The organism is Rhodococcus sp. MS13, assembly GCF_013277835.1.
Taxonomy (GTDB): Bacteria; Actinomycetota; Actinomycetes; order Mycobacteriales; family Mycobacteriaceae; genus Rhodococcus_F; species Rhodococcus_F erythropolis.
In genome coordinates, this window is the sequence record NZ_VBTL01000004.1 from 378,692 (window position 1) to 394,404 (window position 15,713).

At 61.6% G+C, this 15,713-nt stretch carries 16 protein-coding genes; 10 read left to right on the forward strand and 6 right to left on the reverse strand.

Annotated elements, in window-relative coordinates; all coding sequences use genetic code 11:
• Positions 1-7: 7 nt before the first annotated feature.
• Together FEZ59_RS10170 and FEZ59_RS10175 are read left to right on the forward strand one after the other, a co-directional pair.
• Positions 8-1,027 carry an ATP-binding cassette domain-containing protein gene (locus tag FEZ59_RS10170; protein ID WP_172932596.1) on the forward strand — a complete coding sequence of 340 codons (1,020 nt, stop codon included), beginning with the start codon at positions 8-10 and terminating at the stop codon, positions 1,025-1,027.
• On the forward strand, positions 1,024-1,692 hold the full coding sequence (locus FEZ59_RS10175; protein WP_007732650.1) for a methionine ABC transporter permease: 669 nt from the start codon (positions 1,024-1,026) through the stop codon (positions 1,690-1,692). Before FEZ59_RS10170 ends, FEZ59_RS10175 begins: the two co-directional genes overlap by 4 nt.
• Positions 1,693-1,696: 4 nt before the next feature.
• On the opposite strand, the gene FEZ59_RS10180 is transcribed toward FEZ59_RS10175, so the two are convergent.
• A complete protein-coding gene (locus tag FEZ59_RS10180) occupies positions 1,697-2,917 on the reverse strand; it encodes a fatty acid desaturase (protein WP_003939858.1) in 1,221 nt (406 codons plus the stop codon).
• Here FEZ59_RS10180 and FEZ59_RS10185 point away from each other — a divergent pair.
• Positions 2,901-4,256, forward strand: a complete 1,356-nt coding sequence (locus FEZ59_RS10185; RefSeq protein WP_172932597.1) for an enhanced intracellular survival protein Eis — start codon at positions 2,901-2,903, stop codon at positions 4,254-4,256. The two genes, FEZ59_RS10180 and FEZ59_RS10185, sit on opposite strands and share 17 nt — an antisense overlap.
• Before the next feature lie 65 nt (positions 4,257-4,321).
• Entirely contained in the window at positions 4,322-4,885 is a 564-nt protein-coding gene (locus FEZ59_RS10190; protein ID WP_029256256.1) for a GtrA family protein, read from the forward strand.
• A gap of 37 nt (positions 4,886-4,922) precedes the next feature.
• Here the strand turns inward: FEZ59_RS10190 and FEZ59_RS10195 are convergent, their stop codons facing one another.
• Positions 4,923-5,162, reverse strand: coding sequence for a LuxR C-terminal-related transcriptional regulator (locus FEZ59_RS10195; RefSeq protein WP_020909141.1), 240 nt, complete (start codon positions 5,160-5,162; stop codon positions 4,923-4,925).
• Positions 5,163-5,372: 210 nt separating this feature from the next.
• Here FEZ59_RS10195 and FEZ59_RS10200 point away from each other — a divergent pair, with 210 nt between their 5' ends.
• Complete coding sequence (locus FEZ59_RS10200; protein ID WP_134999027.1) at positions 5,373-6,635, forward strand: TetR/AcrR family transcriptional regulator; 1,263 nt, start codon at positions 5,373-5,375, stop codon at positions 6,633-6,635.
• 12 nt (positions 6,636-6,647) lie between these two features.
• Here FEZ59_RS10200 and FEZ59_RS10205 read toward each other — a convergent pair whose 3' ends face one another.
• Genes FEZ59_RS10205 through FEZ59_RS10215 form a run of 3 tightly spaced genes read right to left on the reverse strand, consistent with a single transcriptional unit; the run spans position 6,648 to position 10,080 of the window.
• Entirely contained in the window at positions 6,648-7,529 is an 882-nt protein-coding gene (locus FEZ59_RS10205) for an LLM class F420-dependent oxidoreductase (protein ID WP_019745306.1), read from the reverse strand.
• A complete protein-coding gene (locus FEZ59_RS10210; RefSeq protein ID WP_020909144.1) occupies positions 7,526-8,356 on the reverse strand; it encodes an SDR family oxidoreductase in 831 nt (276 codons plus the stop codon). Before FEZ59_RS10210 ends, FEZ59_RS10205 begins: the two co-directional genes overlap by 4 nt.
• A 20-nt stretch (positions 8,357-8,376) precedes the next feature.
• Positions 8,377-10,080 carry an AMP-binding protein gene (locus FEZ59_RS10215; protein WP_051636507.1) on the reverse strand — a complete coding sequence of 568 codons (1,704 nt, stop codon included), beginning with the start codon at positions 10,078-10,080 and terminating at the stop codon, positions 8,377-8,379.
• A 182-nt stretch (positions 10,081-10,262) separates the two neighbouring features.
• Between FEZ59_RS10215 and FEZ59_RS10220 the strand changes: the two genes are divergently transcribed.
• From FEZ59_RS10220 to FEZ59_RS10240, 5 genes are all read left to right on the forward strand, one after another.
• Entirely contained in the window at positions 10,263-11,924 is a 1,662-nt protein-coding gene (locus tag FEZ59_RS10220) for a class I adenylate-forming enzyme family protein (RefSeq protein ID WP_007732670.1), read from the forward strand.
• Positions 11,921-12,391: a nuclear transport factor 2 family protein gene (locus FEZ59_RS10225; RefSeq protein ID WP_020909146.1), complete on the forward strand. Its 471-nt coding sequence runs from the start codon at positions 11,921-11,923 to the stop codon at positions 12,389-12,391. Before FEZ59_RS10220 ends, FEZ59_RS10225 begins: the two co-directional genes overlap by 4 nt.
• A gap of 10 nt (positions 12,392-12,401) precedes the next feature.
• Positions 12,402-13,298 carry a TIGR03619 family F420-dependent LLM class oxidoreductase gene (locus tag FEZ59_RS10230; protein ID WP_021345554.1) on the forward strand — a complete coding sequence of 299 codons (897 nt, stop codon included), beginning with the start codon at positions 12,402-12,404 and terminating at the stop codon, positions 13,296-13,298.
• Position 13,299: 1 nt separating this feature from the next.
• Complete coding sequence (locus FEZ59_RS10235) at positions 13,300-13,815, forward strand: nuclear transport factor 2 family protein (protein WP_021331984.1); 516 nt, start codon at positions 13,300-13,302, stop codon at positions 13,813-13,815.
• 78 nt (positions 13,816-13,893) lie between these two features.
• Entirely contained in the window at positions 13,894-15,390 is a 1,497-nt protein-coding gene (locus FEZ59_RS10240) for a DUF222 domain-containing protein (RefSeq protein WP_172932598.1), read from the forward strand.
• Between the two features lie 63 nt (positions 15,391-15,453).
• Here the strand turns inward: FEZ59_RS10240 and FEZ59_RS10245 are convergent, their stop codons facing one another.
• On the reverse strand, positions 15,454-15,612 hold the full coding sequence (locus FEZ59_RS10245; RefSeq protein ID WP_021331982.1) for a hypothetical protein: 159 nt from the start codon (positions 15,610-15,612) through the stop codon (positions 15,454-15,456).
• Positions 15,613-15,713 lie beyond the last annotated feature (101 nt).

Genomic DNA, 15,713 nt, shown 5'->3' on the forward strand with positions numbered 1-15,713 from the left:
ACCCGTCATGGTCTTCTCGATCGAATCGGTCTCCAAGGAATACCGCAGCGGCACAGAATACCGCAGCGGCACAAAGGTTCTGCATGCACTCGATTCCGTGTCCCTGAAAATCGAAGACGGCGAGATCTTCGGCATCATCGGCAAGAGCGGCGCCGGTAAATCGACTCTGCTGCGCTGCCTCAACCTGCTCGAACGCCCGACCAGTGGCCGGATTCTGTTGGGCGACACCGATCTGACCGCGTTGAGCCCGGCGCAGTTGCGCGATGCACGCAAGCGGATCGGTGTCGTGTTCCAGCATTTCAACCTGCTGCACTCCCGCTCGGTCGCCGCCAACATCGCCTTTCCTCTCGAAGTGGCGGGGTACTCGCGGGCAGATCGCCGTGCCCGCGTCGACGAGCTGATCGAGTTGGTCGGCCTGGAAGACCGACGTGACGCCTTCCCTTCGCAACTGTCCGGCGGACAGAAACAACGGGTCGGGATCGCGAGGGCCTTGGCGGCTTCTCCCGATGTCCTCCTGTGCGACGAAGCCACGAGCGCCCTCGACTCGGATACGACCGATTCGATCCTCGACCTGCTCGCCGACCTCAATCGACGTCTGGGTGTGACCATCGTTCTGATCACCCACGAGCTCAACGTGGTTCGACGGATCTGTCACCGCGCCGCCCTGATCGACCAGGGACGCATCGTCGACGAGGGAACGCTCACCGAACTGGTTGCGGACCCGGACTCACCCCTCGGCGAGGCGCTACTGCCGACCGGAACGGTGCGAACGTCCCCGACCGGAATTCCGGCACTCCTCACCTTTGTCGATTCGCTGTCGACCTCGCCCGTGATTTCCCAACTCTCGCGTGATCTCGATGTCGACGTCACCGTGATCTCCGGCGGTATCGAGGACATCGGAACCCATCAGGTCGGCCGCCTTCGCGTGGAGTTCGCCTCGCACACCGGACTCGCCAACGACGAAGAGACAAGAAAGTCTGTCGAAGAACATCTTTCGCAGCGCGGAGTGAAGGTGACGTTCTCATGAACAAGACGTCCTGGCAGGATTCCCTGGGCGAAGCATGGGAAGCCCTACTCGACACGCTCTACATGGTCGGCGTCTCGTTCGTGCTCACCGTGATCATCGGTATCGCCCTCGGCGTTCTGTTGCACGCGAGCGCGCCCGACGGAATCCGTCCGAACCGCGTTCTCAATTCGGTACTGGGCACCGTGGTGAACATCGGCCGTTCGCTGCCGTTCGTGATTCTGTTGGTCCTCCTCATCCCGGCGACGCGGGCGATCGTCGGAACAGCGCTCGGGGCGACGGCAGCGATCGTCCCGCTGACCATCGGCTCGGTGCCCTTCTTCGCTCGCGTCGTCGAGAACGCACTGCGTGAGGTCGATTCCGGACGCGTCGAAGCAGCACGATCCATGGGCGCCACCGACAAGGACATCATCACCAAGGTCCTACTGCCCGAATCAGTTCCGGGATTGGTAGCCGGAGCGACCCTGACGGCGGTGATGCTGATCGGTTTCTCAGCCATGGCAGGCGCCATCGGCGCCGGCGGTCTCGGCGACTTCGCGATCAAGTACGGCTACCAACGATTCAACACCCCGGTGTTGTTCGTCGCTGTCGTGATCTTGATCGTGTTGGTTCAGGCGATCCAGTCGACCGGCGATCTCGTAGTTCGTTCGATGGCCCACAAGCGGTAACCGATCAGCTCGACACCATCGCGATCGCAGTTCGCAGGCCTCGCCGCTTACCGGTCTGCGGATCGACGCCGAAGACTTCCTTGATTCCGCCGCGGATGCGGAACTTCAACTCCGAGTGCGTCTCCGGAGCATCGTCCTGGGACGCGGAGAGAAACCTGTTGGGCAGCGACAACTTCCAGATGGTCCGCAACGTCAATCCGTACTGCTTCCACAGCGGCCCGGTGGTGTACGGGAGGTCGTACTTGTCACACAAGTCCCGCAGCGGCACCGCGATTTCCGAGTACCGATTGCTCGGCAGGTCAGGGAAGCAGTGATGCTCGATCTGGTAGCAGAGGTTGCCGCTCATGAAGGCCATGACGGGGCCGGCATGAAAGTTGGCGGACCCCAGCATCTGTCGTAAGTACCACTGAGCGCGGGATTCGTTCTCGAATTCCTCGAGCGTGAACTTCTCGGCACCGTCGGGGAAGTGCCCGCAGAAGATGACGGCGTAACTCCAATAGTTGCGGATGAGATTTGCAACGGCGTTGGCCGTCAACGTGGTCTTCCACGCCGGGCCGGTCAGGGCGGGGAACAGGATGTAATCCTTCGCCACCTGTCGCGCGATCTTCTTTCCGACGTCCTTGGCCATCTCCGATTTCTCGGACCACTTCACCTCGCCCTTGCGAAGCTTGTCGGTCTCGAGGTGATGCAGTGCGACGCCCCACTCGAAGAGGGTCGCCAGCACGAAATTCGTGATCGGTTGGAAGAGATAGTCGGCGTGCCACTTCTGATCGCGCGTGACGCGCATGATGCCGTAGCCGACATCGTTGTCGAGGCCGACGATGTTGGTGAACTTGTGATGAGTGAAGTTGTGCGAGTGCTTCCATCCCGAGGACGGGCAGGTGTTGTCCCACTCCCAGTTGCTCGAGTGAATCTCGGGATCGTTCATCCAGTCCCACTGACCGTGGATGATGTTGTGGCCGAGTTCCATGTTCTCGATGATCTTGCCGACCCCAAGCAGCGCAGTCCCCAGAATCCAGGCAGGCTTCTTCTTGCTGGCGAACAAGACGATGCGGCCGGCCACCATCAGAGAGCGTTGAAACGCGATCGTCCGCTGGATATATCGAGCATCGTGCGCGCCGCGCTTCTCCTCGATGTCGAGCCGAATGGCGTCCAACTCGCGCCCGAGCGCTTCGACGTCTTCCTCGGTGAGATGGGCATATTCCTTGATGTCGGTGATCGCCACAGTGTTTCTCCGTATCGGTTTTCTCCGTGCCGCAGGACTGGTCCGTCGGGCGGTACCCCTGGGAGCCGGTGCGGAAACGTCAGCCCCGATATTCATGTGCGTCTTCACGCAATCTATGCCAAAGTCGATATACGTGAGCCCCGAAAACAAGATCACCATCCGCACCGCTACCGAGAGCGACTGGCCGGCTCTCCAACTACTCGACTCGGTGGGGTTCGGTTTTCACCCGTCTCCCGCGGTCAGCGAACTGACGAAGGCTCTCTACAAGCCCGAGGACATCATCCTCGCCGTCGACGGTGACCTACCCGTCGGCGTGGCCATCGAAATCGACATGGAATTCACCGTGCCCGGCGGACGCCAGCTCCCCACGCGTGGGATCACCTGGGTATCCGTCGCACCGACTCACCGTCGCCGTGGCGTCCTACGCTCGATGTTCACTGCACTTCACGCCCACATCGAGTCGACCGGAGCACCACTTGCCGCCCTGACGGCCAGCGAGGCCGGCATCTACAACCGCTTCGGATACGGCCCGGCCACCTTCAGCGAGGGCATCACCCTCGATCGCCGCTTCGCGCGGTTCCGCCCCGAGGTGCCCGACAACGGTGGCGTGTCGATCGTCGACGTCAAAGCTGCCTCGACGCTTCTACCCGAGATCTACGACCGCTGGCGACTGCTGACACCCGGCGCTCAATTGCGTCCGCAACCGCTCTGGGACCACATGTTCGCCGACCCGTCCGAGGATCGTGACGGCGCCTCCGGACTGTTCTTTCTGACACACGCGGACGGATACATCGCTTACCGGCACACGAGCGAGGGCCGCGACAGCATCGCCCGGATCGACGAGTTCGTGACGATCACCGAAGACGCGCACGCGGCGCTGTGGCGCACGATCTGCGGCCTCGACCTCGTCACCCGGATCGAGACACGCCAACATCCTGCCGATCCACTCCGGCTGATGCTGACGGACTACCGCCTTGCCCGAACGACGACGCGCTCCGATCGACTGTGGCTGCGCATCATGGACGTGCCCGCGGCTCTCGAGGCTCGTGAATATGCTGCTGACCTGGACACCGTCATCAAGGTCGAAGATCCGTTCCTGAAGGCCGGCGGAACTTTTGCACTTCAGGTCAAGGGTGGCAAGGCCACCTGTACGGCCACTGACGCGGAGCCCGCGATGACGATGCCCTCTGATGTCCTGAGCAGCTTGTACCTGGGCGAGCACCAGGCCAAGACCTTCGCGGCGGCGCACCGACTCCACGCGTCCGATCCGCGGGAAATCCGGAATTTCGACTTCGCCTTCAACGCAGAGAAGCCCGCAATTCTCGGGTACGGATTCTGATGATCTTGCCGACACGGGCATCGACGATTTGTGCCGTCGGTCGTATTCAGGGTTAGCCTCGAACAATGGCGTTTGTCGAAAAGATGGTCAATAGGCTTCCTGAGCGGATTCTCGTGCGCGTCCTGCCGCACGCAGAAATGCTCAAGTTCCTGGTGGTCGGCGGCATCGCCTTCATCGTCACCACGGTGCTGTTCTTCGGCATCAAGTGGACGGTTCTGCCTCAGCACCCGGTGACGGCCAACATCCTTGCGGTCCTGATCGCGACGGTTCTGTCTTACGTCCTCAACCGCGAATGGTCGTTTGCTCAGCGCGGTGGTCGACAGCGCCATCACGAGGCCGCTCTGTTCTTCATCGTCGCGGGTATCGGTTTGGCCATCAACCAGGTACCTCTCTGGACCTCCAGGTACGTGTTCCACCTGCGTCAACCCGAGGTGTCGGTGTTGATGGAGAACTTCGCGGACTTCATCAGCGGATCGATCATCGGGACCCTGCTGGCGACGGCCTTCCGCTGGTGGGCCATGCGTCGGTACGTCTTCCCCGAAGAAGCCACCGACAGCCAGGTCGTTCTCGACATCGAAGCGACTCCCGGCACCAAGACGCCGACAACCGACGCCACCGCCCTCGACTGACTTCCCGGATCGACGCACCCGATCGCTCGCGCTTCGATCAGAGTTCGTCGATACCGATCAGCCCGTCCTGAAGGGCCCGTGCAAGCAGCGCCATCTTCGTCGGGGCTGTCCGGCCCACTTCGTCGTACTTCCCTCGAATACGCGCGAGATGCGTATTCACCGTCCCCTCCGCGATGTACAACTCACGGGAGACTTCGGCTTTCGAGTCGCAGCGAATCCAGGTCAACAGCACCTGTACTTCACGTCTACTGAGGCTGGGTGAGTCAGCAGTCTTCATCGGTGGTGTCCCTAACTTCCAGGCTTTTCGCGCGGTCGAACTCCCATGGAAACGGAGCATGGTCGCAGGGTCACTCCGTTTGTTGACTGAGATAACTCTCGAGCGAGAGTGAACACTCTCAGAACACCACTCGAGTGGGCCTTGACCTCGGTAGAGTCTTGTTTGCCCGTTATGTGCGGGAGAGACTGTCGAACGACCGAAGGACCGGCGATGACTGACCGCGACGCCTCCACCATGCAATTCGTCGATGCCGGCGTGACGTCTCTCGTCGAGGCCCCTCGAGACATTCTCGAACGCGGACTTCGGAGCGAACAGGTCGTCAACCAAGCCGGTGCGTCGCAGGCCACGTTCTTTCGCAAGTTCCGCACCAAATCCGAATTCATCGAGGCCGTGATCACCAGCCTCACCGAATCGACCTTGCACAGCGCAGACAAAGTGAAGCAGACCGTGCGTGCACAGCTGGCCGCAAACGACGACGCGCTTCGTCCGACGGTCACCACTCTCGTCAAAGAGGCATTCGACGCAATCGTCAACGACGCGTCGACTGCAAGAAGCCTTCTCTCACACATTTTTGCGGGCTCACACCGGCGAACCTCCACTGCTCTGGAAAACGAATATCGTCGACGCGACGAGCTCGTATCCGCGGCCTACGAGGCCCTTTTCGAGAAAACCGACGCAACACTCCGAAGGCCGTTCACCACCAAGACCTTCGCTGTCACGGTCAACGCGGTGATCGACGGCTTCCGCATTCGTAGCCGCATCGATTCCCGCTCCGTCTCACCCGACATCATGTCCGACGCACTGCTCGCGATACTGGGCGCCGTCGTCGACATGTCTGGCCTTCACCAACACCTCGATGACGTTGTCGGTCCCATCGATCAGCCCGCCGAGCCGCGTCCACTGCCGCGTGATCCGCGAGCGGCGTTTCTCTCCGCTGCGCGTAGCGAATTCGGCAAGCGCGGATACTTCATGACGCAGATCAACGACATCGCCGACACGGCGGCAGTTCCCCGCGCCGCCGCCAACAAACTGTTTCCCACCAAGCCCCACATCTTGGTGGCAGCCCTTCAGAGTCGCGTGGACTCACTGCGAGAAACCGTTGCCGACGACATCCTGATCGGTCTCGGTGACGTCGCGATCATCGAGAACTTCCTACTCCGCTGCGCACAACTAGCCTCTGACGAAACCGAGTTCATGGATGCACTGCTGGTTGCCGTTGCCCACGACACCTACGGCGAGCCCGAGAGCCTGCTCTCGCTCAAAGAGAAACTCAACATTCCCTCGATCATCGCGCCGATTGTGCAGCGCGGCCAGGACAACGGAGCGATGTCGACCATCAGTGCTCCGATGGACATCGCCGCAGGCATCACCAACACCCTCCTACTGAGGTGCTTCACCCGCCGATCGGACAGCCCAGCCGACAACGCTGCCTTCGTCGGCGCGATGGTCCTGAACGGGCTGGCGCATCCCTGATCAGAGAAAGGACTACGCGCCGAGCCCCAGCCGCTTCGAGCATTCAGCCATTTCGTCGATGATCAATTCCAACGACGTGCCACGACGGCTCGCGGACAACACGATTCGATCGGCTCCCAACCCGCGTGCCCACTCGAGTTTCGCTTCGTCGAGTCTGGGCAGTGTCGCACCGAGTACCAGCGATACGTCGGCAGGATCTCGATCTGCCTTCACCGCAGCCGCTTTCATCGCCGCTACAGCCTTGTCGAGATCTTCACCGGCCAGTCCCAGCGGCTGGAAACCATCACCCAACCGGCCTGCTCGCCTAGCAGCAGCGAGACTGTGTCCACCGATGTAGAGCGGAACTCCGGATTCGCGGTGCGGCTTCGGCCAGCTGTACGCACCCTTGAACGAGAAGTAATCGCCGTCGAAATCGACTGCTTCCTTGCCCTCCCAGAGTGAACGCATCACCGCGATGGCCTCATCGGCTACCTTGCCGCGGCGCTCGAAGTCACCGCCGCACGCTTCGATCTCTTCTTTCATCCAGCCCAGACCGAGACAGATGCGCAATCGCCCACCCGAAAGTCGATCCAGCGTCGCCAAGCGCTTGGCAAGCACTACCGGATTGTGGTTGGGAAGCACCAGAACTCCGGTGGACAGACCCAAAGTCGTTGTGGCGCCGGCAACAAATGACAGTAGTTCCAGTGGATCCGGGATGTCACAGTCATCGGGTAGGTGAGATTTTCCGGTCGGAGAGTACGGGTATTCGCTCGCCGTATCCGCGATGACCACCGAGTGCTCCACGGCCGAGATCTCGTCGAAACCCAACGATTCAGCCGCACGGGCGAATTGCAGAATCCAGTCGGGATCTCCACTTCGACCCAATTCGACCGGAACAACTACGCCGAGCTTCATACCGTTTCCTCCAGTGTCGCCATCAATTTCGGACCGTCCACGACGCGACCGAGGAACCGGTCCGCATCCGGATCTGTTGCAAGCCACACCGCAGCAGCGGCGGGCACGGATGCCGGTGTGGCCGCAAATCCGGCTTCCACTATCGCGTCCGCGCCACCACGGGCTTTCCCTGATTCCGTGATGACAAATCCCGGACTCAGGTTGAACGCTTTGATTCCGGCGCCTCGGTACTCCGAGTTGATCGCTCCGGCGATACGTCCGAACGACGCCTTCGACGCGGCGTACGACAAACCCCAACCACCCTCGCCGGGAGGCGCAGGCGGATCCAGGGTCGCCGAACCAGATGCGAGGTTGACGACCACCCCGTTGCCGCTCTTGATCATCGACGGCAGTATCACCTGAATCAACGCGAGCTGGTGCAGATAGTTGCCGATCGCCATCGCCTGGGCGTCGTCGATCTCGATGTCGAGCACCCGGTCCATGTTTCCGACCGTCTGTGCGTAGGCGTTGTTCACCAAAACGTCGACATGTCCCCACTCCGCCAGCACCCGTTCACCGGCGCCGCGGACGGAGGCCAGATCGAGCAGGTTCATCGGAACGGCCAATGCGCGCACACCGAAGGACTCGATCTCGGCAACCGTCGTCTCCAGACTGCCGGGTACCGGAATGACCTGCTCCCCCTGCCTCGTTCGCGGGGCCGCCCGCCCTTCGCCTTCACGAACGGTGCGAGCAGTGATTGCAACGTCGAATCCGGCGCGCGCGAATGCCAGCGCGCACTCACGGCCGATCCCTCGGGAAGCGCCGGTAACCAGCGCAACACCACTCATAGGAACCGCGTGCGGCCGTGTCATAGGAACCGCGTGCGGCCGTGCGTCTCGAACTCCTTCTCCAGGTCCACCACGTCAGCTTCGGTCATCAACGTGTATTCGGGAGTACCGCGGCCCACCCAGTGGAACACTGGTTCGTCGGTCCGCCAGCGGTCGGCTTGAAGTTCACGTTTGAGTACCTTGTTGGAGCCCGTGACGGGCAGATCAGTCGAAACACGAACAAATCGCGGCGCTGCCTTGGTACCCAAATCCGCCTGCGCGGCAAGGTAGGCAGCGAACTCGGCCGGATCGAAATCGGCAAAGTCGGCGACCTCGACAGCTGCCATCACCTGATCGCCCGAACGCGGATCCGGTACCGCGAAGACGCCCGTGGCAATCACTTTGGGGTGCCGACGCAAGATGTGCTCGATCATCAAAGCCGAGGTGTTCTCACCGTCGACGCGGATCCAGTCACCCTTACGTCCGGCGAAGTAGATGAACCCGGCCTCGTCGACGTAGCCGAGATCGCCTGTCCAGTACCAACCGTGGCGAATCTTCTCGGCAATTGCGTCTTCGTTCTTGTAGTACCCCTCGAATTTCTTCGATCCGGCCTTGTCGACCATCTCGCCGATGGATTCGTCGGGGTTCAGCACGTGACCGTGCTCGTCGAGAATTGCGCGGGGTCGCTCTTCGCGGGTATCGGGATCGACGATGACGATGTTCTCGCTCGCGGGACGGCCAAGCGCGCCGGCAGGTTGGTTCGGATCGAGCACGACCGAACCGGCACCTTCACTCGAACCGTATCCCTCGAAAAGCTGCGCACCGAAACGACGGATGAACTCTGCCTTGTCCCCCGGCGACGCCTCGGTCCCGAAGCCGTGCGTGAGGGTGTTCTCGATGTCGTCGGGCAGTTCCGGCGTCGCCATGAGATACCCCAAAGCCTTACCGACGTAGGTGAAATATGTTGCGCCGTAGAACCGAACGTCCGGCATGAATCCCGAGGCGGTGAACTTACGAACGAGGCAGACCGTAGCTCCCTGCGAAAGGGCCGGCGCCCACAGAGCCATCAACGCGTTGCCGTGGAAGAGCGGCATGCAGCAATAGCAGACGTCGTCGCGGTCGATGTCGTACTTGGCGCAGTTCGCGTAGGCCAACCGCGTCAGACGCCCCTGGCTGCACCGCACTGCCTTGGACATTCCGGTGGTGCCCGAGGTGAAGAGAAGCAAGAACAGCGTCGACGCGTCGACGCCGAGGTCGACCTGAGGCGACTCGACCTGGTGAGCGGAAATCTTGTCCGGGTATGACGCGTCGTCGACCAGAACAAAACGATCTTCGGTCAGTCCGAGGTCAAGGCCGGACAACTTCTCGTAGCCCGCTTTGTCGGTGACGATCAGCTGGCAGTCGACGTACCGAACCTCAGCCTCGAGTTCAGCTCCACGCCTGGTCGGATTGATGCCGACGATCGTGGCCCCGGTCAGGGCCGCGCCGCCGAGCCAGAACAGGAACTCGGGATCGTTCTCCAGAAGTACTCCGATGTGAAACGGTCCAGGCGCGCGAAGCGACTTCGCAAGCGAGCCGCGCGCCGCGCTCTCGCGCACCACCTCGTCCCAGCTCCAGTCCTGCGTCCGCGTCCGCAGACCCAGGTGCTGATCACCGAGACGGTCGATCAACATCTGCGCGACGTCCTCGCGCTGAGGAGCTGCAAGAGCTGCATTCGAAGATGCTTCGGTGGCGGTGTTCGTCATCGTGTCCTGTGTCCTAGTCGATATCGGAATGTCGATTACTCCAACTGCGATACGACTCGAACGTATCGACGCCTCAATGCCGGAACCGTCCCAGTCTCGCTCAGTGGTAACCGCCGCCACAGATATGATTTTCTCGTGAGATTTTGTGACGTGAAAAGCGCCACAATACGAAAGGCCATTCCATGACTGCCCCCGCAGATCCGCAGTTGCTTCTGGACCAGGCGGTCTCACGCCTCACCGGTCCAGGTGGGCCATTCGAGATCGTCGAAGAAGAGGTTCTCGGCACCGTCATGCCCGTGATGAAGAACCGTGGTCACGCCATCGGTGAACTCATCTCGGCATCTCGCGCCTGGGGCGACGGCGACTATCTCGTCACCAGCGATCGTCGAATCTCGTTCACCGAGCACGCTGATTCCGTCGCCGCGCTGGCAACTGCTCTGCGGGACAAGTACGGAGTCCGCAAGGGCGACCGTGTGGGCATCCTCGCTGCCAACACTCCCGAATGGGTCATGACGTTCTTCGCGACGCAGGCGCTCGGCGCGATCGCTGTCGGTCTCAACGGTTGGTGGGTTCCGCGCGAGGTCACCCACGGGATCGAGCTCTCACGCCCGAAGGTTCTGGTCGTGGACGCCAAGCGCGGCGCCGCCCTCCCCGAACTGCCGGCAGACATCACGGTCCTCACCATGGAAGAGGATCTGCCCGCGCTCATCGCGGAATATGCAGGCTCCGACGTGCCGAGCACCGACATCGACGAGGACGACCCCGCCGTCATCCTGTTCACCAGCGGTACCAGTGGCCGCCCCAAGGGCGCACTCCACTCGCACCGCAACGTGATGGCCGTCGTCGACTACCACAAATACAGCGACGCGATCGGCGCTGCATTCACCGGCCGTGAGTACGACGCTTCCAAGCCGAGCCCATTGCGTTATCTACTCACCTCCCCGCTCTTCCACATCGCCAGCCTGCACAATCTGGTGGTCCCCCGTCTCGCGACAGGCAGCGCCGTCATCCTGACCGAGGGCGGCTTCGACGTCGACAAGGTGCTCGGGTTGGTCGAACGCGAGCGCGTCACCAACTGGGGTGCTGTCCCCACGATGGCATCGCGGCTACTCGAACACGGCAACATCGCCAAGTACGACGTCTCTTCGTTGACTGCATTCTCGCTGGCGTCCGCGCCGTCGTCGCCCGCGTTCAAGGAACGCCTCAAGGAGCAGGTGCCGTTCGCACGCAACGCTCTGGTCGACAGTTACGGCCTCACCGAATGCAGCACCGCAATTGCGGTCGCCGTCGGCGCCGAACTCGAAGAGTTCCCAGGTACTCTCGGACGTCCGATCATCACCGTCTCGATGGAGATTCGCGATCCCTTCGGCGAGTGGCTGCCGGACGGCATCGAAGGTGAAGTGTGCGTGCGCAGCCCGTTCGTCATGCTCGGATACTGGGAGAACGACGAGGCGACCGAGTCTGCAATTGCACCGGGACGCTGGCTCCGCACCGGCGATTTCGGCGTCATCGAGAACGGACGTCTCCGTCTCACCGGTCGTCGTTCCGACCTGATCCTGCGTGGTGGCGAGAACGTCTACCCCACCGAGATCGAGCAGACGCTCGACGAACACCCCGACGTGATCGAGTGCGCTGTCATCGGCATGCCGCACCCCGACCTCGGCCAGGAAGTGTCCGCCGTGGTTGTACTGCGTCCCGGGGCTGCCACCACGGAGGCGGAGCTGCGCGACTACGCCGCCGAGCGACTTTCCTACTTCAAGGTGCCGTCGAAGTGGCGCATCACCAGTGATCTGTTGCCTCGCAACGCAACCGGCAAGATGGTTCGGCGCGAGATCACCGTATGACCGCGGAGCTGTCACGGATCGTCGCCGAGTCTGCGATCCGTGACCTGCTCTGTGAGTACACGCATTTGATCGATCAGGGCAGATTGGGTGAAGTCGCTGCATTGTTCGCCCAGTCCGACTACGGGCAGTGCGGACCGGACGGGGTTGCCACCACTCTCATTTCGTCCGACGCCGACGCAGTGTTCGCAGCCTGCAGCGGCTTCATTCGGATGTACGGAGATCCGCCGGTTCCACGCACCAAACATCTGCTGACCAACACGCGAATCTCGGTCGACGGTGAATCAGCGACGGCGCTCTCGTACGTAACGGTCATACAAGGTACCGAAGATCTTGCCCTGCAACCTATTTTGTCGGGGCGCTACTTCGATCGCTTCACGTGCATCGACGGGTCGTGGCAGTTCAGCTCGAGGCTCTTCTGTTTGGACAACATGGGCGACATGTCCGCTCATGCCAAGCGGGCACTGTAGAGGAACGACTGTGGAAATCGGTGTCAACGTTTTGGGTCTCGAGGCCCTGTTCGACGGCAAGGTCCGCCCGGTCCTGGACTTCGCCGCGCGTGCTGACAGTGCCGGGATCGATCTGATCTGCACCGGCGACCACCTCGGGTTCAATGCCGACGCTCACGCCCAGCGGGTAGTCGAACACAACTTCCTGTTCCCGTTGGATCACCCTTGGTACGAACCGATTTCATTTCTGTCTTCGATCGCCGCGGTGACGGAACGAGCTCGCCTCGGAGTATCGGTTCTGATCGCCACTGTTCGCCCGGCGGCCCTGCTTGCAAAGCAGGTTGCCACTCTCGACTCATTGTCCGAAGGTCGAACTGTCATGGGTTTCGGCGTTGGATGGCAAGAAGCTGAATACACCGCCACCAACATGCCTTTCGACGCGCGATTCGGGCGCATGGAGGAGACCGTCGCAGCCTGCCGCGAACTGTGGACCAATGCACCGGCCACCTTCCAGGGGCGCGACTTCGCTTTCGAGAACTACCACAGCCTCCCGCTGCCGATCCAACCCCGAATACCGGTGCTCTTCGGTTTCGGACCAAGCCGGCGGAACTTCGACCGCATCGCACGCGTCGCAGACGGCTGGACCGTGAACCCGACCGATCTGGGAACGTTCACCGACAGTGTTGCACTGTTGCGCAACACGTTCGAAGCTCACCAACGTGACCCGGAGTCGGCGCGCGTGCAAGTGTCTGCGGCGCCGGTTCGACGCGACAACGGGTCCGTCGACCTCTCGGCAACCGCAGACAAGGCCCGGGACTGGTTCGCCCGCGGCGCGTCCGTCGTCGTTCTCCGACCCGCCGTATTCGATTGCGCCGCCGAAGAACTACCAGAACTACTCGACTGGATGACCAGCATCAAGGAGGCGTGACATGGACCGGGCACTGCAAGATCTCATCGACAAGCAGGCAATCCGTGAGGTGGTTCTGACGTACTGCCGTGGCATCGACCGCCTCGACTTCGATCTCGTCCGCAGCGCCTACCACCCGGATGCGATCGACCATCACACCGGATTCGACGGCAACATCGACCAGTACATCGCCTGGGTGACACCAAAACTCTCGGCGATCGGCGGCACGATGCATCACATCGGCAACCATCTGGTCGAACTGCACGGCGACCACGCGATCAGCGAGGCGTATTCGATGTCCACACACTGGGGTGGGCCCGAAGGCATCGGGATGATCAACTTCACCAGCGGTGCGCGATTCATCGACCACATGGAGCGTCGCAACGGTCGCTGGGCGATCAAGGAGCGATGGGCCGTACGAGAGTGGACTCGCTCGGACGAGGGCCGCTTCGTCAACCCAGAAGGGCCTGGTCCGCGTGGGCGTCGTGACGCCTCGGATCCTCTGAGCGCACTACGACAGGCCTTGGAAATTCGCTGAGAATCAGAAAACTCGGACTATTCCGACTGATTTGAGAATTCAGTTCATATCGAACACACATTCGAATAGAATGGATGCATGTTCAACCCGACAACAGAGCTCTTCGGTATCTCAGCGCAGCTGACCGGTACCGAAACTGATTGTGCGCTGGTTGATCTCATGACAGATCTGCACGCATGTGAGGCGATGCTGGTCGAACGCAAGCTCGCTGTGATTGCCGAGTTCTTTTCGCGGCGAAGCTCAGAGCATGCCGCCAGTGGTGCGTGGTCGTCGACCGCACACGAGTTGGCTGAATCGGAAGTCGGTGCGTCACTGACGATGGGCCGCGCGGCTGCCGGCAAGCTGATCGGGTTGGGGTTCTCGTTGAAGACTCGTTTGCATCGCACTCGAGCGGCGATGGCGCGTGGCGAGTTGGATCTGTACCGAGTTGGTTTGATCGATTCCGCGACCGCGAACGTGAAAGACGAATTGATCGACGAAGTGGAACGACTACTGCTCGAGCAGGTTCTCGCCCCACCAGTAGCCGGCGGAACGGGCTTGACGGGAAGGCGACTGACAGCGGCGATCGATCGGATCGTGGCGATGGTGGACCCGGAAGGTATGCGAGAACGTCGACGCCGTGCTCTCACCGATCGGTTCGTCGGGGTCAGCGCTGCCGAGGACGGGATGGCAAAGATCTTGGGCAGCATTCCGGCAGAGCAGGCTCGGGCATTCGACGGCCGACTACGCGAGTTGGCAATGTCGGTATGCCGAAACGACTCTCGAACATACGAGCAGCGACGAGCCGACGCGCTCTTCGAGTTGACCAACGGATCACCGTTCTTGCCGTGCAACTGTGGCCGAGCTGATTGCCCGCAGGATCGTAGCGGTGGTGTTGTCGTTCGTCGGCCCGTGGTTCACGTCGTGATGACTGATTCCACTCTGCGCGGAGGCGGCGAGCCCGCTCACCTCGACGGGTACGGGGTGATCAGCGCTGAGCATGCTCGCGACATCGCCCAAGACGCCGTAATTCGAAACGTCCGAGTACCCGCTGATACCGCCACCGAATCGGTGCCCGGTTCGGCGTACGTCTACCGGCCTGGTTCAGTTCTCGATACCTGGTTGCGGATCATCGCGGGCAGCTGCCAATGGCTGCATTGTGATGTCCCGGCCTGGAATTCCGATCTGGACCACAATGAACCGTTCCATCATGGCGACCCCGAACGCGGCGGCAAGACAGTCGAATCGAATATGAGTGCGTTCTGCCGCAACCACCATCGCCTCAAGCATTCCGACCGGTGGCAATTCGCGTCGAACCAGGATCGGACCATGTCGCTGACATCGCCGACTGGGCATTGCTACCGAACACGCCCCGCAGGGTTGATGGCCGGGCCGCACGGCCCGATACCGCCGCAGTGCGGTCGAGATCGGCGGACCCAGGCGGAGAACAAGGCCGCCCGTATCCAGTCCGAACGCAATCGTCAACGCCGACGGATTCAGAAACGAGCTGAGGAGCACGTTCAATGCAAGCGGCGGAAATCACCGCGAGCCCACCGAGAACCCATCGACTACGGGGACGACCCACCACCGTTCTGAGATACCGAGCGGCGTCGAGGCGCGTCGACGTGTCGCAGGGGTCAGGTCGACGTGTCGCAGGGGTCAGTCCGAGGCAGGCTTGGTGTCGTCATCTCCCGCTGGAGGATCGTCTTCACCAAACGGATCGATGGTGTCGACACCTTCGAGGACGGTCAGCTCTTCTTCAACCTCTGCCAGGAGGCCCTTGGCTTCAGCTTCGAACTTCTTCTCCCAATCGGACATACCGAGCCTCTTCTCTTCCGAAGCGAGTTCCCGCTGTATCTGAACTCAGACTACGTCGCCGGCGACGAGTTTCGCCGTCCCCTCGAGTCAGTACTCATGAC